The sequence below is a fragment of the Streptomyces flavochromogenes genome (genome assembly GCF_000717595.1).
In the GTDB taxonomy this organism is placed as follows: Bacteria; Actinomycetota; Actinomycetes; order Streptomycetales; family Streptomycetaceae; genus Streptomyces; species Streptomyces flavochromogenes.
Genome location: NZ_JNZO01000002.1, coordinates 1 through 22,833 on the forward strand (window position 1 = coordinate 1; position 22,833 = coordinate 22,833).

The following is a 22,833-nucleotide window of genomic DNA, read 5'->3' on the forward strand; positions in this document are numbered from 1 at the left end:
CCTCCCGTCCGCCTGGCCGCTCCCCTCCCGCCGGCCGCTCCCTCCCCGTCGGCTCCGCCCCTCCCGCCTTCCCGCCTCCTCGGGCCGGCCCAACCCTTCCCGCGGTCTCGGCCCCCTCCTCGCCCTGGCCTACGCCCGTACCCCGGCCACCCTCCTCCTCCACGCCGCGCTCAACCCGTCCGCGGCGCTCACCGAGCGGGCCGTCGGTGGGGGGATCCGGGCCACCATCCCGCTGCAGGCCGCGCTCGCCGCCCGCGCCGGAGCGCCGGGGACCGCGCTCGCACTGCTCGGCCTGGTCCCGGCCGCGCGCGCCCTCGCCCGGAAGGTGAGCCCCACATGAGCACCGCCCGTCCCGCCTCCCGTCGGCCGGCCCCTTCCCTCACCGGGGCCGCCGTGCCGATCGCGGCTCCTGCCTCCTCCCACTCCTCTCCGCGTTCCCCGGGCCGCCCGCGGCTGGGCTACGGCACCAACGGCCTCACCGATCTGCGACTCGACGACGCCCTCGGGCTCCTCGCCGATCTCGGCTACGACGGCGTCGGGCTGACCCTCGACCACATGCACCTCGACCCCCTCGCCCCCGACCTGGCCGCCCGCACCGCCCGGGTCGCCCGGCGCCTCGGCGAGTCGGGTCTCGGCGTGACCGTCGAGACCGGTGCCCGCTACGTCCTCGACCCGCGCCGCAAGCACGGCCCGTCCCTGCTCGACCCGGAACCCGAGGGCCGCGCCGCCCGGGTCCGGCTCCTGCTGCGAGCCGTTCGGGTCGCCTCCGACCTCGGCGCGCACGCCGTGCACTGCTTCAGCGGCATCCTCCCGGCCGACACCCCACCGGACGAGGCCTGGAAACGGCTCACCTCCTCGCTCGCCCCTGTCCTGGAGGCCGCGGAAGCCGCCCGCGTCCCCCTGGCCGTCGAACCCGAACCCGGCCACCTCCTCGCCACCCTCGACGACTTCCACCACCTGCGCGGACTCCTCGGCGACCCCCCGCCCGCCGTCCTCGGCCTCACCCTCGACATCGGCCACTGCCAGTGCCTCGAACCCCTCCCTCCCGCCGACTGCCTGCGCGCAGCCGCACCCTGGGTGCATCACATCCAGATCGAGGACATGCGCCGCGGTGTGCACGAGCACCTGCCGTTCGGCGACGGTGAGATCGACTTCCCGCCGGTGCTCGCCGCCCTCTCCGAACTCACCGCCGCCGGCTACCCCGGGCTGACCGTCGTCGAGCTGCCCCGCCACTCCCACGCCGGCCCCGAACTCGCCCGCACCTCCCTCTCCTTCCTGCGCCGGGAGGCCCCGACATGCTGACTGTCGCCGCGGCCGCCCGCGCGTGGCTGGACTCCGCCCTCGCCGAGGCCGAGGCCCGTGCCCCCGGGTGGGAGGAGCGCTTCGTCGCCGCCGGCCGGCACTGCGGGCGGGAACACGCGGACGAGGCCCGCACCCTTCTCCTCCGGGCCGCCGGGGCCGACTCCGACACCCTCACCCGTCTCTACCGGCACGGGGCCGCCACCGAGCGCCGCGCGGTCCTCCTGGCCCTCCCGGCCCTCGTCGCTGGCCCCGAGGCCGTGCCCCTCGTCGAGGACGCCCTCCGCACCCACGACACCACCCTGATCGCCGCCGCCGTCGGCCCCTACGCAGCCGCTCATCTCACCCCCCACGCCTGGCGGCACGCCCTCCTCAAATGTCTCTTCACCGACGTCCCCGTCACCGCAGTCGCCGGACTCGCCGAGCGCGCCGCCGGTGACGGCGAACTCGCCCGGATGCTCGTCGACCACGCCGCCGAACGCACCGCCGCCGGCCGCGACGTCCCCGCCGATCTGACCCGCGTCCTCGCCCTCACCGCCCCCACCGAGGAGTCCTGATGCGCATCTTCGACCCGCACATCCACATGACCTCGCGCACCACGGACGACTACCAGGCGATGTACGACGCCGGTGTCCGCGCCCTCGTCGAGCCGTCCTTCTGGCTCGGCCAGCCGCGCACCTCGCCCGCCTCCTTCCACGACTACTTCGACTCCCTCCTCGGCTGGGAGCCCTTCCGCGCGGCCCAGCACGGCATCGCCCACCACTGCGCCCTCGCCCTCAACCCGAAGGAGGCCAACGACCCCCGCTGTGTGCCCGTCCTCGACGACCTGCCCCGGTATCTCGCGAAGGACGGTGTCGTGGCCGTCGGCGAGATCGGCTACGACTCCCTGACACCCGCCGAGGACACCGCGCTCGCCGCCCAGCTCCAGCTCGCCGCCGACCACGGCCTGCCGGCGCTCGTCCACACCCCGCACCGCGACAAGGTCACCGGCCTGCGCCGTACTGTCGACGTCGTGCGCGAGTCCGCGCTCGCCCCGGACCGCGTCCTCCTCGACCACCTCAACGAGACGACCGTCAAGGAGGCCGCCGACAGCGGCTCCTGGCTCGGCTTCTCCGTCTATCCCGACACCAAGATGGACGAGGACCGGACGGTCGCGATCCTCAAGGAGTACGGCACCGACCGCGTTCTGGTGAACTCGGCCGCCGACTGGGGCCGCAGCGACCCCCTCAAGACCCGCGCCGTCGCCCGGGCGATGCTCGACGCCGGCTTCACGGACGACGACGTCGACCAGGTCCTCTGGCGCAACCCCGTCGCCTTCTACGGGCTCAGCGGACGTCTCCACCTCGACCTCCCCAGCCCTCCGGACCTGCACGAGGGCAACTCCGTTCTCCGCGGCGGGGAATGAGGAGTCCCCATGCGCTTCCGGCACCCCGACGGCTCCACCGTCCACCTCGCCTACTGCACCAACGTGCACCCGGCCGAGACCCTCGACGGCGTCCTCGCCCAGCTCCGCGATCACTGTGAGCCGGTCCGCCGACGCCTCGGCCGTGACCGCCTCGGCATCGGCCTCTGGCTCGCCCGGGACGCCGCCCGCTCCCTGACCACCGACCCGGCCTCGCTTCGCGCCCTGCGCGCCGAACTCGACCGCCGAGGCCTCGAAGTGGTCACCCTGAACGGCTTTCCGTACGAGGGGTTCGGCGCCGACGAGGTCAAATACCGCGTCTACCAGCCCGACTGGACCCACCCCGATCGTCTCGCCCACACCACCGACCTCGCCCGGCTCCTCGCCGCGCTGCTTCCCGAGGACGTCATCGAAGGCTCCATCTCCACCCTGCCCCTCGCCTGGCGCACCGCGTTCGACGCCGAGGCCGCCGCCACCGCGCACGGCGCCCTGACGACGCTCGCCGGGCGGCTCGACGCGCTGGAGGAACTCACCGGGCGGAGCATCCGGATCGGGCTCGAACCGGAACCCGGCTGCATCGTCGAGACCGTCGCCGACGCCGTCGCCGCGCTCACCACCGCCCCGAAGCCGAGCCACGCCCCGAAGCCGAGCCCCGCACCGAACCCGAGCCCCATACCGAACCCGAGCCCCGTACCGAACCCGAGCTCCGCTCCGAGCGCCGGATCGACCCGAATCGGCGTCTGCCTCGACACCTGCCATCTCGCGACCTCCTTCGAGGACCCGCGCACCGCCCTGGACGCGCTCGCCGCCGCCGGCATCCCGGTGCCCAAGGCGCAGCTCTCCGCCGCGCTCCACGCCGAGCACCCGCACCTCCCCGAGGTCAGGGCGGCGCTCGCCGCGTTCGCCGAGCCCCGTTTCCTCCACCAGACCCGCACCCGAACCGCCGCCGGCCTCCGAGGCACCGACGACCTCCCCGAGGCGCTCGCCCCCTCCGACCACCACGCCACGACCGCCCACGGTCTCCCCGACGCGACCCCCTGGCGCGCCCACTTCCACGTCCCCCTGCACGCTCCCCCCGCCCCACCGCTCGGCTCCACGCTCCCCGTCCTCCGGGACACTCTCGCCCTCCTCGTCGGCGGCCCGCACCCGCGCACCCACCACCTGGAGGTCGAGACGTACACATGGCAGGCCCTTCCTCCCGAGAGCCGCCCCCGCACCAGGGCCCGGCTCGCCGACGGCATCGCCGCCGAACTGACCCTGGCCCGCGACCTGCTGACCGACCTCGGCCTCAAGGAACTGCCATGAGCGACCCCGCGCCCGCAGCCCCGCACGCATCCACCGCCACACCCGCACCCACCCCCCTTCTGGTCCTCGACGTCGTCGGTCTCACCCCAAGGCTCCTGCCGCACATGCCGCACCTGGCCGCCCTCGCCCGCGGCGGCTCCCAGGCCCCGCTCTCCACCGTCCTGCCCGCCGTCACCTGCACCGCCCAGACCACCTTTCTCACCGGCACCCTCCCCGCCGAACACGGCATCGTCGGCAACGGCTGGTACTTCCGCGACCTCGGCGACGTGCTGCTGTGGCGCCAGCACAACGGCCTCGTCTCCGGCGACCGCCTCTGGGACGCCGCCCGCCGCACCCATCCCGACTACACCGTCGCCAACATCTGCTGGTGGTACGCGATGGGCGCCGACACCGACATCACCGTGACCCCCCGCCCCGTCTACTACGCCGACGGACGCAAGGAACCCGACTGCTACACCCGGCCTCCGGCCCTGCACGACGAACTCACCGAGAAATTCGGCACCTTCCCCCTCTTCCACTTCTGGGGCCCCGGCGCCGACCTCGTCTCCAGCCGCTGGATCGTCGACGCCACCCGTCACATCCTTCGCACCCGGCGCCCCGACCTCGCCCTCTGCTACGTCCCGCACCTGGACTACGACCTCCAGCGCTACGGCCCCGACGACCCGCGCTCCTTCCGGGCCGCGGCCGCGCTCGACACCGTCCTCGCACCGCTCCTCGCGGAGGCGCGCGCCGAGGGCCGCACGGTCGTGGTCCTCTCCGAGTACGGCATCACCCGGGTCGAGCGTCCCGTCGACATCAACCGCGCCTTGCGGCGGGCCGGCCTCCTGGAGGTCCACACCCAGGACGGCATGGAGTACCTGGACCCCATGACCTCCCGGGCGTTCGCCGTCGCCGACCACCAGATCGCCCACGTCTACGTCAAGCGCCCCACCGACCTGCCGGCCGTTCGGGAAGCCCTCGCCGACCTTCCCGGTCTGGAGCGGCTCCTCGACGACGACGGCAAGAAGGAACACGGCCTCGACCATCCGCGCTCGGGGGAGCTGGTGGCCCTCGCGGAGCCCGACGCCTGGTTCACGTACTACTACTGGCTCGACGACGCCCGGGCCCCCGACTTCGCGCAGCTCGTCGAGATCCACCGCAAGCCCGGCTACGACCCCGCCGAACTCCTCATGGACCCGCTCGACCCCTACGTGCGGATCAAGGCCGCCAGGGAGATCGCCCGCAAGAAGCTCGGTATGCGGTACCGGCTCGCGGTCGTCCCTCTCGACCCCTCGCCTCTTCGCGGCAGCCATGGCCGCCTCCCCGCGAGCGACACGGAAGGTCCGCTCATCCTGTGCTCCACCCCCCGCGCCCTGGACGGCCGCGTCGCGGCCACCGATGTGAAGAACCTGCTGCTCAGGCTGGCCGGGGTCACGGAGACCCCGACCTGAACCCGCGCAGTCGACCGAGTCCCTCCGACCGCTCGGGATCCTTCCGGTCCCTCCGGAGCCCCGCTGATCCCTCCAGCCGAATCCAGTGAAGCAGGCCTTTCCGACAGCCAAGGAGTTATCCACAGATGAGTCGCACGCGCCGTACCGAAGCCGCCAACGACCCCGAGCTCGTCCACAGGCTCAGCCGACGGAACATGCTGGGCGTCGCCGCCGGCGCGACCGCCGCCGCGCTGCTCGGGGCGGCGGCCCCCGCCGCCGCGGCGGCCGAGGCCACCGCATCGCCCGGCCAGGGGCACGGCCGCCCCGTCCTGCCGCCCGGCCGTCTCGGCATCCAGCTCTACTCGCTGCGCGACAAGGTCGCGACCCTCGGCTTCGCCGCCGTCTTCGCCGAGCTGCAGAAGTACGGCTACGACGAGGTCGAGTACGCCGGATACAGCCAGGGCTCCGCCGGCCCCATCAGCCTCGCCCAGCTCAAGCGCCTCACCCGCGACCACGGGCTGCGCCCGATCGGCAGCCACGTCGGCTACTACGCGAGCGACCCCGGCGCGTACACCTTCGCCCAGAACCTCGACCGCGTCCTCGACGACGCGGCAGCCCTGGGCCTGCCCCACATCGGCACCGCCTCCGGGCCGTGGCGCTACGGCTCCACCGTCGACGGCTGGAAGCGATGCGCCGAGGAGTTCAACCGGTTCGGCGCCGCCGCGAGGAAGCGCGGCATGAAGTTCTACCAGCACAACCACTCGGAGGAGTTCTCCTTCGCAAGCGACCGCCCCGACGTACGCCTCTACGACGTCCTCCTCGCCGAGACCGACCCCGACCTGGTGCACCTGGAGATGGACATCTTCTGGGCGTACGTCGGCCAGTACCGCTACTCAGTCCGCCCGGACGGCACCCCCGCCCCGTTCGACCCGCTCGACTACGTCCTCGACCAGCCCCACCGCTATCCGCTCTTCCATGTGAAGGACGGTGACCGGGACGACTCCGCCGTCCCCTACGGCTACCGGATGACGGACGTCGGTGACGGCGACATCGACTACCGGCGCTTCATATCGGCGGTCAACCGCACCCGCCACGGCCGGAACGCCCACCACTGGCAGGCCGAGCACGACAACCCCGTCGACTCGCTGACCTTCGCCCGCAAGTCGAGCGCCCACCTCCACTCGCTGCGGGAGAAGGGCCACTGAACGGCCCGAGGGCCTCGGCCTCCCGACCGGAGACCTGTGGGCCGCCGAACGCCGTGCCGCCGCACTCTGTGTGAGTGAGTGGCAGCACCCCGTGCGGACGGTCGGGAGAATCGGGACTCGATCAAGGTCAGTGGGGTGGCTCCACCCCACTGACCACGGAAAACGCTGGTGAAAGCCGCCTGGAACCCCTGGTAGAGTTACATCTGTCGCCGCGAGGGAAACCCCGCAGTGGCAGACACCTTGTCCGGGTGGCGGAATGGCAGACGCGCTAGCTTGAGGTGCTAGTGCCCTTTATCGGGCGTGGGGGTTCAAGTCCCCCCTCGGACACCAGCGGAAATGCCGGTCGATCTCGTATCGACCGGCATTTTGCGTGGTGCGCGGCGCCCCGGCGGCCCGGGGCGGCAGCGGGAACGCCCGCCTATCCTGGGGGAGTGATCGACAACATTCCCCCGTGCCCCCAGTGCTCCGGCGAGTACACCTACGAGATGAACAATCTGGTGGTGTGCCCCGCCTGCGGACACGAGTGGGTGCCGGCCGCCGACGGCGCTGGCGCCGCCGCAGGTGCGGAGGCGGAGGAGCGCGTGATCAAGGACGCCGTCGGCAACGTGCTGAACGACGGCGACACGGTGACCGTCGTCAAGGCCCTCAAGGTCAAGGGCAACCCCTCCGGGATCAAGGCGGGCACGAAGGTGCGCAACATCCGCCTGGTCGACGGCGTCGACGGACACGACATCGACTGCAGGATCGACGGCTTCGGCGCCATGCAGCTCAAGTCCAGCGTGGTCAAGAAGGCCTGAACCGCGCGGCGGCCCATGCCGTCGTGCGAGCGGCGGAGGCACGCCATGGTCGAAGGACGGACTCCCGGACCGACCCTGTCGGACGGCGGCAGACCACCTGCGGGAGCGCCGTCCGGTCCGCTGAGCACCCCGTCGTCCCAGGATCCCCCGCCGCTCCGCCGGCGGGTCCTTCTCGTCGCGGTGGTGGGCGGGCTGGACCTCGCGACCGTGGTGGTGCAGGTCAGGGACGGTGAGGGCTGGGAGGGTGCTCGGGTGTTCGACGGCGCGCCGCCCCACCTCGGACTCGGGCTCCCGGGCACCCTGCTGCCCGGAAGGAAGGCCGTGGGCGGCTACGGATTCGACATGCCGCCGGCCGAGAACCCGGTCCTCGACGTCGAGGTGAAGGTCGGCCCCGGCCGGCCCGCCCTCTTCTGGAGCGGCGACGTCGGATAGCGGCGGTCCCTATGTCTTGCGTGCCACCACCAGGCGGCAGCGCGGGCTTCCGTCCTCGCGGGTGCCCAGGGTGTCGACGGACAGGAAGGTGACCTCGAAGCCCGTGTCCTCCAGACGGGCGCGGACGTCGCCGAGGCGGAAGGTGCGGTAGTACATGACGAACGGTGGGCGCCAGACCGCGTTGCGGACGCGCATCGTGGCGTCGAAGCCCCACAGGATCCAGTAGAGGGGGGAGCCGACCGGGGGCGGGGCCCCGATGGGGAAGGCGAACGTGCCGCCGGGGCGCAGGGAGGCGTGGACCTGGGCGAACAGGGTGCGCTGCTCGTGCGGCAGGAAATGGCCGAAGGCGCCGAAGCTGACCGCCAGGTCGAAGACCGGTGCGAAGGGCAGGGCCAGGGCGTCGGCGCGGACCAGGCCGGCCGTGGGGTGGGCCTCGCGGGCCCGGGTCAGCATGCCCGTACTGAAGTCGACGCCGGTGATCGGGCCCGCGCACACCGAGCGGAGGACGCCCAGGCCGGCGCCGGTGCCGCAGCAGACGTCGAGGCCGGAGTCGAAGGGGCCGAGCGTCTCCAGGGTCTGGGTGACGGCGGTCAGGAGGTGTTCGGAGGTGCGGAAGGGCGTCGCGTCGAACTTGTCCGCGAGCAGGTCGTAGCCGTGCTCGACGGAGGAGAGGGCCTGGACGGTCAGCTCGCGGAGGCTGGGACCCTGCGGGGTGAACATGTCTCCGAGCCTATGTGGTCGGAGGCCGCGCGGGCGGGGATTGTCCGATCTTGTGCCGGTCACCGGACGTGCGCGGAGGGTGGCCGCCGCGCGTGGCCGTGTGCTGCCGTCCGCGTCAGAGTGCGCTGCTCACCGGCGGTCCGGCCCAGGACGGCGCGATGCCGGTGAGTTGGCAGACCAGCAGGTAGAGCGGGATCGGCGGCGTGTAGGGGGAGGTGCCGTCGGGGTGGTGGATGAGGCGCGGCCGGCGGTCCGGGATCTCGGCGCCAGGCGCGTAGCAGGCGGGCAGCGGCCAGGTGACGTCGTGGTCGGAGCCGGCCGGGACCAGCCACCACCACCAGTCGGAGTCGGCGTAGACGCAGCCCTTGGCGGGGAGGCGGGAGAGGATCTTGAAGCCGAAGCGGGCGGGGACACCGACGGCGTCGCAGCCGAGGCCGGTGTGGAGTCCGACGGGGACGGCGAGGCGGGTGGCGCCCAGTTCGCGGGGGCGGGCGGAGCCGGTGGCTCCTCGGGTGCCGAGGAGTTCGGCGGAGCGGCGGGGATCCGGTACGCGTTCGCCGGAGAGGGACCTGCGGGTCCCGGGGAGCAGCGGGATCATGCGGGTGGCCATCGACCTCAGCACGTTTCCCCCATGCCGTGGGCCAGTTCCGCCCAGACGACCTGGGCCGTTCCGTGTCCGGTGCGCTCGGCGCCCCAGGCGGTGCACAGTGCGTCGACGATGAGGAGTCCGCGGCCGCGTTCGTCCTCGCCGCAGTCGCGTATCCGCGGGTCCGCCGGGCCGCCCTCGTCACGCACGGCTATCCGGAGCGTGTCCTCGCCCTCGCGGAGCTCGCATATGAAGCGGTCGCTGGCGGTGTGCACCACGGCGTTGGTGACGAGTTCGGAGACGACCAGGGCCACCGTGTCGCGGATGGTGGGGTCGCAGCCCCAGAGGATGAGCCGTTCCTCCGCGAGCCGGCGGGCGCGCGCGACCGACGACGTGCGGGCGGGGAGCTCGTAGGCGAAGCGGCGGACACCATCGGTATCGGTCTGGGGCTGCGGGCGCTGGGCCATGACTCGGGGACTCATGAGACCTGAAGGCTGCGCGTTACCAGAAGCCACGACCGGTTCCTCACAACAAGGGGCAGGAGTGCCGTACGGCGCTGTCGCCGTGGCGCGGTGGCGCACGGCGGCAGCGTGTACTGGTTCACACCGGAACACTGTCCTCCTGAGTCGGACACTTGGCAAGTGGCACTCTGAAAATTCCAGAGTGCTGTGTTCTCTCTGGCCCGGCTTCGTGGCACACTCGTCGAAACAGTGCGTCGGGGAGGTCTGAGAGTGAGCGAGCCGCGGTCCGCCCCCACGGTGGGACAGGTCGTTCTCGGCAGGCGCCTGCAGGATCTGCGGGAGCGGGCCGGCCTGAAGAGGGAAGAGGCCGCGAAGATCCTCCGGGTGGCCCCGGCCACCGTCCGGCGGATGGAGACCGCCGAAGTCGCGCTGAAGATTCCGTACGTGCAGCTCCTGTTGAGGGAGTACGGGATCACGGACTCCGAGGCCGAGGGGTTCATCGCCCTCGCGGAGGAGGCCAATCTCCCCGGCTGGTGGCAGCGGTTCCACGATGTGCTGCCCGGCTGGTTCTCCATGTACGTCAGCCTGGAAGGGGCGGCCAGCCTCATCCGGGCCTACGAGCCCCAGTTCGTCCCCGGTCTGCTCCAGACCGAGGACTACGCCCGCGCCATTCTGCGCAGCGGGGCGGTCGGTGGCGGCAGTGATGCCGGCAAGGACGAGGACGCCGAGCGGCATGTAGCCCTACGGATGGAGCGCCAGTCCCTGTTGACCAGGGAGGACGCCCCGAAGTTCTGGGTGATCATGGACGAGACGGTGTTCCGCCGACCGGTCGGCGCCGGGCCCGAAGTGATGCGCGACCAGCTCGACCGGCTGCTCGAAGCGTCGGAGCTGCCGAACGTCACCCTGCAGATCGCGGAGTTCGCGTCCGGCCACCACCCCGGCACCTACGGACCGTTCGTCCTCTTCCGCTTCGCCATGCCCGAACTGCCGGACATGGTCTACAGCGAGTACCTGACCGGTGCCGTCTATCTCGACGCGCGCCCCGAGGTGGCATCCCACCTGGAGGTCATGGACCGCATGGCGGCGCAGGCCGCGACTGCACAACGCACGAAGGAGATTCTCCGGAATCTCCGCAAGGAGCTGTGAATGGATCGCATATACAACGGCATGCCCGCCGCTGAGCTCGGTGCCGAGGGCTGGCACAAGCCGTGGAGCGGCGGGAACGGGGGCAACTGCGTGGAGGCCATGAAGCTGGCCGACGGCAGGGTCGCCGTGCGACAGTCCGCAGACCCTGAAGGACCAGCGCTCATCTACACCCACGGAGAGATCGCAGCTTTCATCCAGGGGGCCAAATCCGGTCAGGCTGACTTTCTGCTCACCTGACCCCTTCCGTCCCACCCCTACCGTCGCGTAACTCTTGTTGTAGTGCCACTCGTTCATCCCGACCAGGAGCGCCGATGACCCAGGACCCCGCATCCCCGCGGAGTGAGATACGGATCGACACCAGCACGCCGCATCCGGCGCGCATGTACGACTGGTTCCTGGGCGGCAAGGACAATTACCCGGTCGACGAGGCGATGGCACGCCAGCTGCTCACCGTCGACGCCCGTGGCCGGGACATGGCCCGCGTCAACCGGGCCTTCATGCACCGCGCCATCCGCTGGCTCAGCGCCCATGGCGTCCGCCAGTACCTCGACATCGGTACGGGCATCCCGACCGAGCCCAACCTGCACCAGATCGCGCAGGAGGCCGCGCCGGAGTCCCGCATCGTCTACTGCGACAACGACCCGATCGTGCTCGCGCACGCGGCCGCTCTGCTGCGCTCGACCCCGGAAGGGGCCACCGAGTACATCCAGGCGGACGCCCGCGAGCCCGAGGTCATCCTCGAAAGGGCCGGAAAGGTCCTTGATTTCGATCAGCCCATCGCGCTGTCGATGCTCGCCCTGCTGCACTTCGTGGGGGACGAGGACAACGCGTACGACCTGGTCCGCAAGCTCGTGGACCAGCTCGCGCCGGGCAGCTACCTGGTCCTCTCCCATGTCACCGGGGACTTCAACCCCGAGGGCGCGGCGGAGGCGGTCGCGATGTACAAGGCGCGCGGGCTGACCCTGCGGCCGCGGTCGCGCGACGAGCTCGCCGCGTTCTTCGACGGTCTCGAGTTCGTCGAACCCGGGGTCTCGCTCACCGCCGAGTGGCATCCGGAGCTGGGCGAGCCGGTCCCGGTGCCGGGCGACGAGCCCATCCCGGGCTGGGCCGCGGTGGCCCGCAAGCCCTGATCGGATCCGTACGGGAGGAGGCCCCGCCGACATGTCGGCGGGGCCTCCTCCCGTTGCGGGCTTCCTCCGGCGTCCGCTACGGCTCCACGAGCGTCACCAGGAATTCGCCGGTCCCGCCGATGTTGCCGGCCGCGTCGATCGTGCGGTACTCGATCCTGTGGGTGCCGTAGTCGGGGGTCGCGTCGTCCCAGGGCACCGCACGGCTCCGGCCCAGCTTCCCGTACACGAGGTCGTCGATCACCGTGCCGCCCGGCGAGAAGCGGAACGGCGCGTCCGCGTCCGTCGGCCAGCCGTAGTACGTGTACCAGCCGTCGCCGTCCACCCGGAACTGCCTGACCACCGCGCCCTCCTGGTCGTCCCGTGCGGTCAGCCGCATGGTGAACGGTCCGTCGTACACGTACTCCACGGGCCGGCCGTGCCGCCCCACCGTGCGCAGGGGTTCCGAGAGTTCGTACGAGGCCGTCGCCGGGCGGGCGTCCACGGTCCAGCTCAACTCCTCGTCCGTGCCCGCGATACGTGCCGTCAGCGTGTGGGTGCCCGCGGTCTTCGGCACTGAACGCAGGTCCAGGTCCCGGTCGTTGGGGCCGGTGGCGACGGGGCGCCCGTCAAGTCGCCAGCGTACGGCCGGGGTGCGGTCCACCGGGTGGGTGGTGTCGGCATGGACGACCGACCGGGCGCCGACGGGCGCCCCGAGGGGGGTGTGGCCGGTGAACGCGGCCGGGGTTCCGTCGCGCACGGTGGTGAGTGCCGGGTCCACCGTCCAGCCGACGGTCCGGGTGAGCGCCGCCGAGCCGCGGACCGCCGGGTCGCGGACGAAGGGCGTCGGGTCGGTGACGGTCGCCGTGAGCGTGTGCGTCCCGGGGGAGAGGCGCAGGGCGCGCAGGTCGACGGTGCGCGCGCCCCGGGTGGGCAGCGTCCGCCCGTCCAGGCGCCAGGTCACGGCGAGCGCCCCGCCCACCGGGTGCAGGGTGTCGACCCACACCGTCCGGTCCGCCCCGACGGGTGAGGTGTTGGGTGTGTGGCCCTGGACCAGGTTCACCTTGGCGGAGATCGCCCGGACCATCACCTCGCGCTCCACCTGGTCGAAGGCGTAGCCGAGGGTCTTCATCAGCGAGTGGCGGCTCGGGCGCCAGACGCCCTTCGTGCTGTACATGCCGCCCTCGTGGCGGCCGATGACGCCGCCCGACTCGCTCTCCTCGCCGAGCCACCGCCACCATTTGGCCCGCTGCTCCCGCATCTGGGGCTCGGTCAGGAGGGTGTGGTGGGTGGAGGAGGGCTCCGGGCCGGAGTACGTCTCGCCCGGCACTCCGCGCGCGTAGTAGTCGTACTCGTCCTGGAGGCCGCCGAGCGAATGGCCTATCTCGTGCGGGGTGATGAGGGACGAGAGCGCGTTGCCGCCGGAGGCGGTGGCGTAACCGCCGCCCGCGCCGCCGTAGGTGGAGCTGTGGGCGAGGGCGACGATCTGCCGGTTGGCGCCGCTCGTGCCCGGGACGAGGTCGGCGAGCGCGGCGGCCTTCCGGCTGTCGACGGTCAGCAGCCGCTGCACGCTGTTCGCGTTGCAGCCGCCCCAGAACCCCATGTCGAGCGCCGTGTCACGGGCGGGGGCGTCCAGGCCGGGGTCGCAGTCCACACCCGACTCGGCCGAAGGGGCCTCCACCGCCCAGACGTTGATGTACGAGCGGTAGGAGGCGAAGGGCTCGATGCTCCACAGGGTGTTCAGGTGCCGGTCGAGGTCGGCGCGGAACGCCGGCATCTCCGCCGCGGTGTAGCCGTCGCCCATGAACACCAGGTTGAACCGCCGGTCCGCGGGCCCGGTGGTCTGTACGGGGACGACGGCCGGACCGTCACCGGGCGTCGGCGTCCCGGCCGCCGCGGGTGCGGTTCCCACCAGACCGGCGGCCAGCAGGCAGACCGCGACGACGCGGGCCACCTCTCGTCGAACTCCCGTGCGCTGTGAGGTCATGGGGCGCGAGCCTAGGCCGCACCCCTGTTCTCGTAAAGTTGTTCGTCAGTCGTATGCCTTCACGACGGTTTCGTCGGTGTCCGCCGCCGCTTCAGTGCCGTAGGTACGCAAGACCCGCGTGCTCCGCCGTGTAGCCCTCCACCAGGCGGCGGGCGACGGTCACCGAGTCGACCAGCGGATGGAGGGCGAAGGCCTTGACGGCGGTCGCCCGCGAACCGCTCTCCGCCGCCGCGAGGACCTCCCGCTCCACCGCCTTCACGGCCGTCACCAGGCCGACCGCGTGGTACGGCAGCGGGGACACCGACACCGGGTGGGCGCCGTTCGCGTCGACGAAGCAGGGGACCTCGATCACCGCGTCGGCGTCGAGCGCGGCGAGGGTCGTGCCGTTGCGGACGTTGAGGATCAGCGTGGCCCGCTCGCCCCGTGCGATGGCCCGCATGAGGGCCAGCGCCACCTTCTCGTAGCCGCCCGACTCCAGGTCCTCCTCGTCGCGCTCCCCGATCCCGGCGGCCTCCCGGTTGGCGGCCATGTAGGTGGCCTCCCGGTCGGCGAGCGTACGGTGCCAGGCCGCGAGGGCCGGAGTGTCGGGCTTCCCCATCTCCTGGTAGAAGGCGTCCTGTTGGTCGCGGAGATAGGCGCCGCGCGTCCGCTCGGCCGACCGGTAGGCCGACACGGCCTCCCGGTTGAAGTAGTAGTAGTGCAGGTACTCGTTGGGGATCGCGCCCAGGGAACGCAGCCACTCCGGGCCGAAGAGCCTGCCCTCCTCGAAGGAGCCGAGTGCCTCCTCGTCGGCGAGCAGCCGCGGCAGCTCGTCCCGCCCGTCGATCCGCAACCCCCGCAGCCAGCCGAGGTGGTTGAGGCCCACGTAGTCGATCCAGGCCCTGTCCGGGTCGGCGCCCAGGATGAGGGCGACCCGGCGGCCGAGTCCGACGGGGGAGTCGCAGATGCCGACGACCCGGTCGCCGAGGATCCGGGACATCGCCTCCGTGACCAGGCCCGCCGGGTTGGTGAAGTTGATGACCCAGGCGTCCGGGGCGAGTTCGGCGATCCGGCGCGCGATGTGCACCGCGACGGGCACGGTCCGCAGCCCGTAGGCGATGCCGCCGGCGCCCACCGTCTCCTGGCCGAGCACCCCCTCCGCGAGCGCGATCCGCTCGTCCGCGGCCCTGCCCTCCAGACCGCCGACCCGGATCGCGGAGAACACGAAGTCGGCCCCGCGCAGCGCCTCGTCCAGATCCGTCGTCGCCGTGACACCGGGCGCGTCCGGCACTCCCTCGCCCTGTTCGGCCAGGACCCTGGCGATGGCCGAGAGCCGCCCCTCGTCCAGGTCGTACAGGGTGACGTGGGTGACCCGCCCCTCGGCGTGGTCGCCGAGGAGAGCGCCGTACACCAGCGGCACCCGGAACCCGCCGCCTCCGAGAATCGTCAGTTTCATGCTCGTACGCTACTCGGACGCCTCCCCCGAGCAGCGGGATCCCGCCCCGGCGTCCACGCGGCCGTCCACATGCCGGGCGCCCGCCCCTGCGCCGGGGGCGCCCCCTCCGCCGCCTGCTCCCCGGCCGCGCGCCCCGCCACTCGCCCCCGGCGGGCGCACCGGTACCGCGCACCCGGTGGGGGACAATGACGGCATGTCCCGACGCAAGACCCGCCCCCGTACGTCCCCCGCCCGCCCGGCCGAGCCCGCCGTGACCGCGGAGTCACCCTGTCCGTGCGGTCTCGACGCCGCGTACGGCGCGTGCTGCGGCCGGTTCCACACGGGGACGGGCGGCAGCGCGCCCACCGCCGAGCTGCTCATGCGCTCCCGTTACAGCGCCTTCGTCGTCCGAGACGAGGCCTATCTGCTGCGCAGCTGGGCGCCGGAGACCCGGCCCGGTGAGGTCGACTTCGACCCGGGGATGCGCTGGACCGGCCTGGAGATCGAGGCGGCCACCGACGGCACCGCCTTCCACCAGCACGGCACCGTCACCTTCACCGCGCGCTACGTCCACGGCGGTGAGCCCGGCGCCCTGCACGAGCGGAGCCGCTTCGCCCGTCACGAGGGCGCCTGGGTGTACGTGGACGGCGACGTCGGCGAGTAGCGCATAGCCGGGGAGCGCGGAGCCGGCGGGCCGCGGGGGCCCGGGGTGACCCTGAGCGGTCCCGGGTCAGGCGCCGGTGGTCCTGCTCAGGGCACGCCCGTCGTCCATGCCGAGCGACCGGTCGGGGAGGCCGTTCGCGAGGTCCTCGGCCACGACCCTCTTGGCGATGGCGTCCGTCGCCACCCGCAGTTCGGGGCCGCTCGGCCGACCGCTCTCCTGCTCGACGCGGTCGGACAGCCAGTCGCCCCACGCGTGCGTGATGACGTCCGCCTCGCGCTTGCCGGCCGGGGTGTGGGAGAGCAGATGGCCGTCGCGGGTCAGGAACCCCTCGTCGACCATCCGGTCGAAGACCGGCAGCAGCACCTCGGGCGGGACCCGCCGCCCCGCCGAGATCAGTCCCAGGCTCGCGTGGCCGACCGTCCGTGTGTAGAGCTCGACCTGCATCACCGCCCATGCCCCGGCCGTGTCGAGCCGTGTGTCGGAGACGTCGAGGATCCGCCGGGCGGTGGCGAGGTCGATCCGGCGCATGATGCGGCCCACGACCAGTTCCAGGTGCTGCGCGGAGTCGCCCGACGAGGTGGGCGCCGAGAAGCCCTCGCCCATGTCGGGCGCGGCGGCGCGCGCAGAGTCGCGGAGCGTCACCTGCTTGAGGAAGAGCGCGACGACGAAGCCGACGGCGGCGACCGGCACCGTCCAGAGGAAGACGGTGTGGAGGGTGTCGGCGTAGGCGTTGACGATGGGTTCCGCGACCTGGTCCGGCAGGCCGTGCACGCCGTCCGGGCTCTGCGCCGCCTGCGCGACGCCCGCCGGGTCCAGGCCCTGGCTCCCGGCGACGGCCGAGGCCTCCGCGACCCCGGCCCGGAGGTTGGGGGTGAGGGAGTTGACGTAGATCGTGCCGAAGACGGCGGTGCCGAAGGAGCTGCCGAGCGTGCGGAAGAAGGTGACGCCGGAGGTGGCGGTGCCGAGGTCGGCGTAGTCGACGGTGTTCTGCACGGCGATGGTGAGGACCTGCATGCACAGTCCGATGCCGACGCCGAGCACGAACATGTACAGCGACGCGAGCCAGGTGTCGGTCCCCGGTTCCATCAGCGACAGGAGATAGAGCCCGAGGCCCATCACCAGACAACCCACGATCGGGAAGGTCCGGTAGTGGCCCGTCTTGCTGACCACGTTGCCGCTGAAGATGGACGCGATGAGCAGACCGATGACCATCGGGAGCGTACGGATGCCGGAGACGGTCGCCGAGTCCCCGTCCACGTACTGGAGGTACGTCGGCAGGAACGTCATCGCACCGAGCATGGCGAAGCCGACGACGAAGCTCAGCACGGAGCAGACGGTGAAGACCGGATTGCCGAACAGCCGCATGGGCAGCATGGGTTCCGCCGCGCGGGTCTCCACCCAGCAGAACAGCCCGAGCGCGATGACACCGCCGACGAACAGCCCGATGATCACGGGAGACGTCCAGGCGTACTCGTTGCCGCCCCAACTGGTCGCCAGGATCAGGGCGCTGGCTCCGGCGGCGACCAGCGCGATGCCCGCGTAGTCGATGACCGGCTTGCTCGCCGAGCGTACGGAGGGGATCGTGCGGGCGGCGGCGATCACGACGAGGATGGCGATGGGAACGTTGACGTAGAACGCCCAGCGCCAGCTGAGGTGGTCGGTGAACAGACCGCCGAGCAGTGGGCCGATGACGGTGGAGACCCCGAACACGGCCCCGATCGCACCCTGGTACTTGCCGCGTTCGCGCAGCGGGATCACATCGGCGATGAGCGCCATCGAGGTGACCATCAGGCCGCCCGCGCCCACACCCTGCAGGCCGCGCCAGACGATCAGCAGCGTCATGTTGGTGGCGAGTCCGCAGAGGAACGAGCCGGTGATGAAGACGATCGCCGAGATCTGGAAGATCACCTTGCGGCCGAAGAGATCGCCGAACTTGCCGACGAGGGCGGTCGCGACCGTCTCGGCGAGCAGGTACGAGGTGACCACCCACGACATGTGGGCGGCGCCGCCGAGGTCCGAGACGATCGTGGGCAGGGCGGTGCCGACGATCGTCTGGTCGAGCGCGGCGAGGAGGACACCCAGCATGATCGTGCCGAAGACGATGTTGCGGCGGCGGCGGTCGAGCACGGGTGGCTCGGTGGCGGCCGGGGGCGCGGGCGCTGCGTCGCTGGTCGTGGTCACTCTCGCAGCGTCACATCGGCCCCGACCGGGTGCATGCGGGGGACGGCCGAACGGCGGACCGGCGAGGAGTGTCCGGTCGGCCCCGTCAGGGCGTGACCGGCAGCTTCGGGTGGTGCTTGGCGAGGATCTTGTTGGCCCGGGCGAGCGCGGCGAGGGCGTTCTCCCGGTCCGCCCGGTCCTCCGCGCAGAGCGGTCCCCGGAAGCTGTACACCTCGCGCGCGGCGCAGTCCGCGTCGATCTCGGCCTGGAGGACGTGCAGCGGCAGGCAGGAGCCGATCAGCGCGGCCACACGGTCGGGGATCGGGACGGGTACGAGGCGCGAGGGCGAGGTGATCACGGGTCAGTCCTAGTGGGTCCGGGAAGCGTACGGAAGGGTCTGCCCTCCATACGTACCGGATCGCCGTACGGGTTCCGGCACGGCGATGTCGCGGTGGGGCAACGACGCGACGGTGCTCCGGCGGGGCGTGCGGGAGCCCGGGCGGGGGAGCGGGTACGGCCGCCGGGCGCGGCCGGGGACGTTCTCGCAGGTACGGGCCCGGGTGGCCGGCGCGGGAATGTTCACCGTCCCTGCGTATCGCTCGTGAGTACGACGAACACAGGCGTGATGCGGGGATGTCGAGGGCGGCGGGACGCTTGCCGAATGTGAAGCATCTCACTCGGCGGATCGGCGTCCTCCGGACAGTGTCCGGACGCTACGTCAGGATCTCGGACAGGTCGTACGAGACGGGCTCGTCCAGCTGTCCGTACCCGCAGGACTCCGGCGTCCGGTCCGGGCGCCACCGCTTGAACTGCGCCGTGTGCCGGAAGCGGTCGCCCTCCATGTGGTCGTAGCCGACCTCGCAGACCCGCTCGGGCCGCAATGCCACCCACGACAGGTCCTTCTTCCCCGACCAGCGGCTGGGTGCGCCCGGCAGTCGTGCCCCCGCGTGTGCCGCCTCCTCCGCCCAGGCCGCCCAGGGGTGTCCGTCCGGCGGGTCCATCCGGAGCGGTTCGAGCTCCTCGATGAGCTCGGCCCGCCGCTGCGCGGTGAACGCCGCGCACACGCCGACGTGCTGGAGGGCGCCCTTGTCGTCGTACAGGCCGAGCAGCAGCGAGCCGACCACCGGTCCGCTCTTGTGGAAGCGGTAGCCGGCCACCACGACATCCGCCGTCCGCTCGTGCTTGATCTTGTACATGAGGCGGGCGTCCGGCCGGTACGGCAGGTCGAGCGGCTTGGCGATCACCCCGTCCAGGCCCGCGCCCTCGTACTGTTCGAACCACTGGGCGGCGAGTTCGGCGTCCCGCGTGGCCGGTGCCAGATGCACCGGTGCGTCCACGCCCGCGAGCATCCGCTCCAGGGCCTCCCGGCGCTCGCTCAGCGGAGTGTCGAGCAGCGACTCGTCCCCGAGGGCGAGCAGGTCGAAGGCGACGAACAGCGCCGGGGTCGTCTCGGCCAGCATGCGGACCCGGGAGTCGGCCGGGTGGATCCGCTCGCTGAGCCGGTCGAAGTCGAGGTGGCCGCCGTGCTCGATGACGATCTCGCCGTCGACCACACAGCGCTCCGGCAGCCGGGCCGCGAGCGCCTCGACCAGCTCGGGGAAGTAGCGGGTGAGCGGCTTGCCGGTACGGCTGCCGATGACGACATCCGGCCCGTCGCGGTGCACGATCGCGCGGAAGCCGTCCCACTTCGCCTCGTACTGCATCCCGGGCGGGATCCGCTTCACCGACTTGGCGAGCATCGGTTTCACGGGCGGCATCACCGGAAGATCCATGAGGCGATTGTCCGGTATGCGGGACTTGTCGGCGAGCCCTAGGCTGACCGGCATGGCAGGCAAGGCGGCAGCGGTGGAACTGGAAGTCGGCGACCGGACCGTACGCGTGTCCAATCCGGACAAGGTGTACTTCCCCGAACCCGGCTACACGAAGCTCGACATGGTCAGCTACTACCTGGCGGTCGGCGACGGTGTCACCCGCGCCCTGCGCGACCGTCCCACCACCCTGGAGCGCTACCCCGACGGGGTGACCGGCGAGTCGTTCTTCCAGAAGCGCGCCCCGAAGTACCTCCCCGACTGGATCCCGACCGCCCACATCACCTTCCCCAGCGGCCGTTCCGCCGACGAGATGTGCCCCACCGAACCGGCGGCCGTGCTCTGGGCCGCCAACCTCGGCGCGGTCACCTTCCACCCCTGGCCGGTACGCCGCGACGACACCGACCACCCCGACGAACTCCGCATCGACCTCGATCCGCAGCCCGGCACGGACTACGCGGACGCCGTCCGCGCCGCCCACGAACTGCGCGCCGTCCTCGACGAGCACGGACTGCGCGGCTGGCCGAAGACCTCCGGCGGACGAGGCATCCACGTCTTCGTCCCGATCCTGCCGAACTGGACGTTCACGCAGGTCAGGCGAGCTGCCATCGCCTGCGGGCGGGAGCTGGAGCGCCGCATGCCGGAGGAGGTCACCATCAAGTGGTGGAAGAAGGAGGAGCGCGGCGAGCGGATCTTCGTCGACTACAACCAGACGGCCCGGGACCGCACGATCGCCTCCGCCTACTCCGTGCGTCCCCGACCGCACGCGCCCGTGTCGGCGCCGCTGCGGTGGGAGGAGGTCGACGACGCCGTGCCGCGGGACTTCGACATCAGGACGATGCCGGTCCGGTACGCCGAGGTGGGCGACGTCCACGCCGACATGGACGACGAACGGTTCAGCCTGGAGTCCCTGCTCGAACTGGCGCGACGGGACGAGGCGGAGCACGGCCTCGGTGATCTGCCGTACCCGCCGGAGTATCCGAAGATGCCGGGTGAACCGAAGCGCGTGCAGCCGAGCCGGGCGAAGAGAGAACCATCCGAAGAGGAGTGACGGGGTGGGCCGGCCCTTTCCGGGAGGGGGGTCGACCCACCCCGCTGTCTCGACCTTAAAACAACACGAACGGTCGTGCTAGCATTTTTTCATAAGCCCGACCGAGGAGATCCGGCATGTACCCGATGGCTCCGCTCGTACGCACCGTCCTGAACACTGCCGCCCGCGTCGCCCCAGGGCCCGCCGGACGCCTGGCATTCCACCTCTTCGTCCGCCCGCTCGGCCGGGCCCGGCCGAAACCCCAGGAGCGGGATCTCTTCGCCGCCGCCCGCACCGGACGGCTCCAGGTCCGCGGCAAGGACGTGGTCACGTACGCCTGGGGTGACGGCCGCCGGCCCGTCCTGCTGGTGCACGGCTGGTCCTCGCGCGCCTCGCGGCTCACCGCCTTCGCCGAGGCGCTGCTGGAACGCGGCTACAGCCCCGTCGCCTTCGACGCGCCCGGCCACGGCGAATCCCCGGGGCGGGCCAGCAATATCGTCGAATACCGGGAGATCATCCGGCAGTTGCACGAGCGACACGGTGACTTCGACGCCGTCGTCGCCCACTCCTTCGGGGTCCTCGCCGCCCTCTTCGCCCTCCGGGACGGCGTCCGTGCGACCCGATTCGTCGGCATCGGCGGAGTCGGCTCCTTCGATCTGCTGATCAAGGGCTTCCAGGCCGGTCTCGGCGTGGACGACCGGGTCCTGCGGTGCATGCGGGACCATGTGGAGCGGCGGCTCGTGCCGGGTGAACCCGGCATCTGGGACCGCTTCGGAGCGGACCGCGACTCCGGCGAACTCACCGCGCGCATCCTGCTGTTCCACGACGAGGGTGACGACATGGTGCCGCTCGTCCACTCCCGGCGGCTCGCGCGCGCCCACGGCGACCGAGCCCGCCTCGTCGTCACCCAGGGGCTCGGCCACCGGCGCATCCTGCGGGACCCGGAGGTCGTCGGCGAGGCGGTGGAGTTCCTGGCGGCTCCGGCGGGTGAACCGGCGGCGGGGGAGCCGGTGGCCGCGAGCTGAGAGGGGCGCGGGGGCGGTGCGGGAGCTCAGCCCGGCGCCGCGTCCCGCTCCGCGGCCCGGCCTCTTCCCCCCTGCTCGGGCCCAGCCTCGTCGCGCTACCGGCCTACTCGGCGTCGAGGTCGACCCGGCCCCTGTCCGTGGCCGAGGCGCGCAGCCGGGCGGTGATTCCCCGCTCGGCGCGGTCGTACGTCTGCGTGTCGCCGAGCAGGACGGACTGCGCGTTGGCCGCTTCCATGAGGGCGATCACCTCGAAGGCGAGCTGCTCCACATCCAGGTCGCCGGCGAAGTCGCCGACGGCCTGAGCCTCCGTCAAAGAGCTTTCCATGTAGGCGTTCCAGTCGCGGCGGGTCCGGGCGACGGCGTCGTGGACCGGGCCCGTGCGGGCGTCGAACTCGGCCGAGACCGCGTAGAAGAAGCAGCCGCCGGCGAAGACCCGCTCCGAGGAGTACGTGAGCCAGTTCCGGCACAGCTCGCGCACCCGCCGGGCCCCTGGCGGCACGTCCTTGAGGGGGGTCACGACGTTCTCGGCGAAGACGGCTGCGGCGGCCCTGATCGTGGAGAGCTGGAGCTCCTCCTTCGAGCCGAAGAGGGCGAAGACGCCGCTCTTGCTCAGCTTGAGCTCGGTGGCGATGCGCCCCAGGGAGAGGCCTTCGAGCCCTTCAACCGAGGCGATGTCCATGGTCCGGCCGAGCACGAGCCGCCGGGTCTGGTTTCCACGCTCGACGCGCCCGTCCGTCTTGGTCACGGTGTCGCTCATGCCTCCATCCTACTGAACGCACGACCGTGCGGAAACTTTGTCGCCCGCCATCGAGCGCCCATCGCCCGCCGCCGGTGGTCCTCCGCCGGTGGTCCTCCGCCGGTGGCCCGCCGCCGGTGG

Annotated in this window: 23 protein-coding genes, 1 tRNA gene and 1 pseudogene; 16 read left to right on the forward strand and 9 right to left on the reverse strand. The window is 72.0% G+C overall.

Annotated features, from left to right (window positions below; genetic code table 11):
- The 10 genes and pseudogenes from IF00_RS46705 to IF00_RS0102085 form a co-directional block, all read left to right on the forward strand.
- Positions 1–340 (forward strand): annotated as a pseudogene (locus tag IF00_RS46705) (SCO3242 family prenyltransferase); the annotation flags it as partial.
- Complete coding sequence (locus tag IF00_RS0102045) at positions 337–1,302, forward strand: sugar phosphate isomerase/epimerase family protein (RefSeq protein WP_245234403.1); 966 nt, start codon at positions 337–339, stop codon at positions 1,300–1,302. The pseudogene IF00_RS46705 and the gene IF00_RS0102045, both read left to right, overlap by 4 nt.
- Complete coding sequence (locus IF00_RS0102050) at positions 1,296–1,856, forward strand: EboA domain-containing protein (protein WP_030313527.1); 561 nt, start codon at positions 1,296–1,298, stop codon at positions 1,854–1,856. The genes IF00_RS0102045 and IF00_RS0102050 overlap by 7 nt, the downstream gene beginning before the upstream one ends.
- Positions 1,856–2,704: a TatD family hydrolase gene (locus IF00_RS0102055; protein ID WP_030313529.1), complete on the forward strand. Its 849-nt coding sequence runs from the start codon at positions 1,856–1,858 to the stop codon at positions 2,702–2,704. The genes IF00_RS0102050 and IF00_RS0102055 overlap by 1 nt, the downstream gene beginning before the upstream one ends.
- A gap of 9 nt (positions 2,705–2,713) precedes the next feature.
- Complete coding sequence (gene eboE, locus IF00_RS0102060; protein ID WP_030313536.1) at positions 2,714–4,006, forward strand: metabolite traffic protein EboE; 1,293 nt, start codon at positions 2,714–2,716, stop codon at positions 4,004–4,006.
- Positions 4,003–5,436 carry an alkaline phosphatase family protein gene (locus IF00_RS0102065; protein WP_030313539.1) on the forward strand — a complete coding sequence of 478 codons (1,434 nt, stop codon included), beginning with the start codon at positions 4,003–4,005 and terminating at the stop codon, positions 5,434–5,436. Before eboE ends, IF00_RS0102065 begins: the two co-directional genes overlap by 4 nt.
- Positions 5,437–5,561: 125 nt before the next feature.
- Positions 5,562–6,620: a sugar phosphate isomerase/epimerase family protein gene (locus tag IF00_RS0102070; protein ID WP_030313541.1), complete on the forward strand. Its 1,059-nt coding sequence runs from the start codon at positions 5,562–5,564 to the stop codon at positions 6,618–6,620.
- A 242-nt stretch (positions 6,621–6,862) separates the two neighbouring features.
- Positions 6,863–6,950: transfer RNA gene (locus IF00_RS0102075), tRNA-Leu, on the forward strand.
- 101 nt (positions 6,951–7,051) lie between these two features.
- The gene (locus tag IF00_RS0102080; RefSeq protein ID WP_030313543.1) at positions 7,052–7,417 is read left to right on the forward strand and encodes a zinc ribbon domain-containing protein YjdM; all 366 of its coding nucleotides are present in this window, start codon (positions 7,052–7,054) and stop codon (positions 7,415–7,417) included.
- A gap of 45 nt (positions 7,418–7,462) precedes the next feature.
- Positions 7,463–7,849 carry a hypothetical protein gene (locus tag IF00_RS0102085; protein ID WP_030313545.1) on the forward strand — a complete coding sequence of 129 codons (387 nt, stop codon included), beginning with the start codon at positions 7,463–7,465 and terminating at the stop codon, positions 7,847–7,849.
- A 9-nt stretch (positions 7,850–7,858) separates the two neighbouring features.
- Here the strand turns inward: IF00_RS0102085 and IF00_RS0102090 are convergent, their stop codons facing one another.
- The 3 genes from IF00_RS0102090 to IF00_RS0102100 all read right to left on the reverse strand — a co-directional run bounded on the left by IF00_RS0102090 (position 7,859) and on the right by IF00_RS0102100 (position 9,637).
- The gene (locus IF00_RS0102090; RefSeq protein WP_030313549.1) at positions 7,859–8,569 is read right to left on the reverse strand and encodes a class I SAM-dependent methyltransferase; all 711 of its coding nucleotides are present in this window, start codon (positions 8,567–8,569) and stop codon (positions 7,859–7,861) included.
- Positions 8,570–8,684: 115 nt separating this feature from the next.
- Positions 8,685–9,179 carry a hypothetical protein gene (locus IF00_RS0102095; RefSeq protein ID WP_245234404.1) on the reverse strand — a complete coding sequence of 165 codons (495 nt, stop codon included), beginning with the start codon at positions 9,177–9,179 and terminating at the stop codon, positions 8,685–8,687.
- 5 nt (positions 9,180–9,184) lie between these two features.
- Positions 9,185–9,637: an ATP-binding protein gene (locus IF00_RS0102100; protein WP_245234405.1), complete on the reverse strand. Its 453-nt coding sequence runs from the start codon at positions 9,635–9,637 to the stop codon at positions 9,185–9,187.
- Between the two features lie 249 nt (positions 9,638–9,886).
- On the opposite strand from IF00_RS0102100, the gene IF00_RS0102105 reads away from it, so the two are divergent.
- From IF00_RS0102105 to IF00_RS0102115, 3 genes are all read left to right on the forward strand, one after another.
- A complete protein-coding gene (locus IF00_RS0102105; protein ID WP_030313556.1) occupies positions 9,887–10,762 on the forward strand; it encodes a helix-turn-helix domain-containing protein in 876 nt (291 codons plus the stop codon).
- Positions 10,763–10,999: a DUF397 domain-containing protein gene (locus IF00_RS0102110; protein ID WP_015037566.1), complete on the forward strand. Its 237-nt coding sequence runs from the start codon at positions 10,763–10,765 to the stop codon at positions 10,997–10,999.
- Between the two features lie 74 nt (positions 11,000–11,073).
- On the forward strand, positions 11,074–11,892 hold the full coding sequence (locus IF00_RS0102115; protein ID WP_030313559.1) for an SAM-dependent methyltransferase: 819 nt from the start codon (positions 11,074–11,076) through the stop codon (positions 11,890–11,892).
- Positions 11,893–11,968: 76 nt separating this feature from the next.
- Here the strand turns inward: IF00_RS0102115 and IF00_RS0102120 are convergent, their stop codons facing one another.
- Together IF00_RS0102120 and IF00_RS0102125 are read right to left on the reverse strand one after the other, a co-directional pair.
- Complete coding sequence (locus IF00_RS0102120) at positions 11,969–13,855, reverse strand: M64 family metallopeptidase (protein ID WP_030313564.1); 1,887 nt, start codon at positions 13,853–13,855, stop codon at positions 11,969–11,971.
- 91 nt (positions 13,856–13,946) lie between these two features.
- On the reverse strand, positions 13,947–15,290 hold the full coding sequence (locus IF00_RS0102125; RefSeq protein ID WP_030313566.1) for a 6-phospho-beta-glucosidase: 1,344 nt from the start codon (positions 15,288–15,290) through the stop codon (positions 13,947–13,949).
- 193 nt (positions 15,291–15,483) lie between these two features.
- On the opposite strand from IF00_RS0102125, the gene IF00_RS0102130 reads away from it, so the two are divergent.
- Positions 15,484–15,933 (forward strand): YchJ family protein, encoded by a 450-nt coding sequence (locus IF00_RS0102130; protein ID WP_030313569.1) that lies wholly within the window; start codon positions 15,484–15,486, stop codon positions 15,931–15,933.
- Positions 15,934–15,999: 66 nt separating this feature from the next.
- Here IF00_RS0102130 and IF00_RS0102135 read toward each other — a convergent pair whose 3' ends face one another.
- The 3 genes from IF00_RS0102135 to IF00_RS0102145 form a co-directional block, all read right to left on the reverse strand.
- Positions 16,000–18,114 (reverse strand): MDR family MFS transporter, encoded by a 2,115-nt coding sequence (locus tag IF00_RS0102135; RefSeq protein ID WP_030313570.1) that lies wholly within the window; start codon positions 18,112–18,114, stop codon positions 16,000–16,002.
- An 85-nt stretch (positions 18,115–18,199) separates the two neighbouring features.
- Positions 18,200–18,451, reverse strand: a complete 252-nt coding sequence (locus IF00_RS0102140; RefSeq protein ID WP_037637397.1) for a hypothetical protein — start codon at positions 18,449–18,451, stop codon at positions 18,200–18,202.
- 355 nt (positions 18,452–18,806) lie between these two features.
- Positions 18,807–19,865, reverse strand: a complete 1,059-nt coding sequence (locus IF00_RS0102145; RefSeq protein ID WP_030313573.1) for an ATP-dependent DNA ligase — start codon at positions 19,863–19,865, stop codon at positions 18,807–18,809.
- Between the two features lie 52 nt (positions 19,866–19,917).
- On the opposite strand from IF00_RS0102145, the gene ligD reads away from it, so the two are divergent.
- Together ligD and IF00_RS0102155 are read left to right on the forward strand one after the other, a co-directional pair.
- A complete protein-coding gene (ligD, locus tag IF00_RS0102150) occupies positions 19,918–20,952 on the forward strand; it encodes a non-homologous end-joining DNA ligase (RefSeq protein ID WP_030313576.1) in 1,035 nt (344 codons plus the stop codon).
- A 116-nt stretch (positions 20,953–21,068) separates the two neighbouring features.
- The gene (locus IF00_RS0102155) at positions 21,069–21,956 is read left to right on the forward strand and encodes an alpha/beta hydrolase (protein WP_030313578.1); all 888 of its coding nucleotides are present in this window, start codon (positions 21,069–21,071) and stop codon (positions 21,954–21,956) included.
- Between the two features lie 103 nt (positions 21,957–22,059).
- Here IF00_RS0102155 and IF00_RS0102160 read toward each other — a convergent pair whose 3' ends face one another.
- Complete coding sequence (locus IF00_RS0102160; protein WP_030313579.1) at positions 22,060–22,713, reverse strand: TetR/AcrR family transcriptional regulator; 654 nt, start codon at positions 22,711–22,713, stop codon at positions 22,060–22,062.
- Positions 22,714–22,833 lie beyond the last annotated feature (120 nt).

Coding starts and splice junctions, on each gene's coding strand:
- IF00_RS0102100 (WP_245234405.1), bottom strand. CDS start 9,637: ATGAGTCCCCGAGTCATGGCCCAGCGCCCGCAGCCCCAGACCGATACC.
- IF00_RS0102055 (WP_030313529.1), top strand. CDS start 1,856: ATGCGCATCTTCGACCCGCACATCCACATGACCTCGCGCACCACGGAC.
- eboE (WP_030313536.1), top strand. CDS start 2,714: ATGCGCTTCCGGCACCCCGACGGCTCCACCGTCCACCTCGCCTACTGC.
- IF00_RS0102120 (WP_030313564.1), bottom strand. CDS start 13,855: ATGACCTCACAGCGCACGGGAGTTCGACGAGAGGTGGCCCGCGTCGTC.
- IF00_RS0102090 (WP_030313549.1), bottom strand. CDS start 8,569: ATGTTCACCCCGCAGGGTCCCAGCCTCCGCGAGCTGACCGTCCAGGCC.
- IF00_RS0102125 (WP_030313566.1), bottom strand. CDS start 15,290: ATGAAACTGACGATTCTCGGAGGCGGCGGGTTCCGGGTGCCGCTGGTG.
- IF00_RS0102085 (WP_030313545.1), top strand. CDS start 7,463: ATGGTCGAAGGACGGACTCCCGGACCGACCCTGTCGGACGGCGGCAGA.
- IF00_RS0102050 (WP_030313527.1), top strand. CDS start 1,296: ATGCTGACTGTCGCCGCGGCCGCCCGCGCGTGGCTGGACTCCGCCCTC.
- ligD (WP_030313576.1), top strand. CDS start 19,918: ATGGCAGGCAAGGCGGCAGCGGTGGAACTGGAAGTCGGCGACCGGACC.
- IF00_RS0102160 (WP_030313579.1), bottom strand. CDS start 22,713: ATGAGCGACACCGTGACCAAGACGGACGGGCGCGTCGAGCGTGGAAAC.
- IF00_RS0102065 (WP_030313539.1), top strand. CDS start 4,003: ATGAGCGACCCCGCGCCCGCAGCCCCGCACGCATCCACCGCCACACCC.
- IF00_RS0102110 (WP_015037566.1), top strand. CDS start 10,763: ATGGATCGCATATACAACGGCATGCCCGCCGCTGAGCTCGGTGCCGAG.
- IF00_RS0102155 (WP_030313578.1), top strand. CDS start 21,069: ATGTACCCGATGGCTCCGCTCGTACGCACCGTCCTGAACACTGCCGCC.
- IF00_RS0102145 (WP_030313573.1), bottom strand. CDS start 19,865: ATGGATCTTCCGGTGATGCCGCCCGTGAAACCGATGCTCGCCAAGTCG.
- IF00_RS0102045 (WP_245234403.1), top strand. CDS start 337: ATGAGCACCGCCCGTCCCGCCTCCCGTCGGCCGGCCCCTTCCCTCACC.
- IF00_RS0102130 (WP_030313569.1), top strand. CDS start 15,484: ATGTCCCGACGCAAGACCCGCCCCCGTACGTCCCCCGCCCGCCCGGCC.
- IF00_RS0102095 (WP_245234404.1), bottom strand. CDS start 9,179: ATGGCCACCCGCATGATCCCGCTGCTCCCCGGGACCCGCAGGTCCCTC.
- IF00_RS0102070 (WP_030313541.1), top strand. CDS start 5,562: ATGAGTCGCACGCGCCGTACCGAAGCCGCCAACGACCCCGAGCTCGTC.
- IF00_RS0102115 (WP_030313559.1), top strand. CDS start 11,074: ATGACCCAGGACCCCGCATCCCCGCGGAGTGAGATACGGATCGACACC.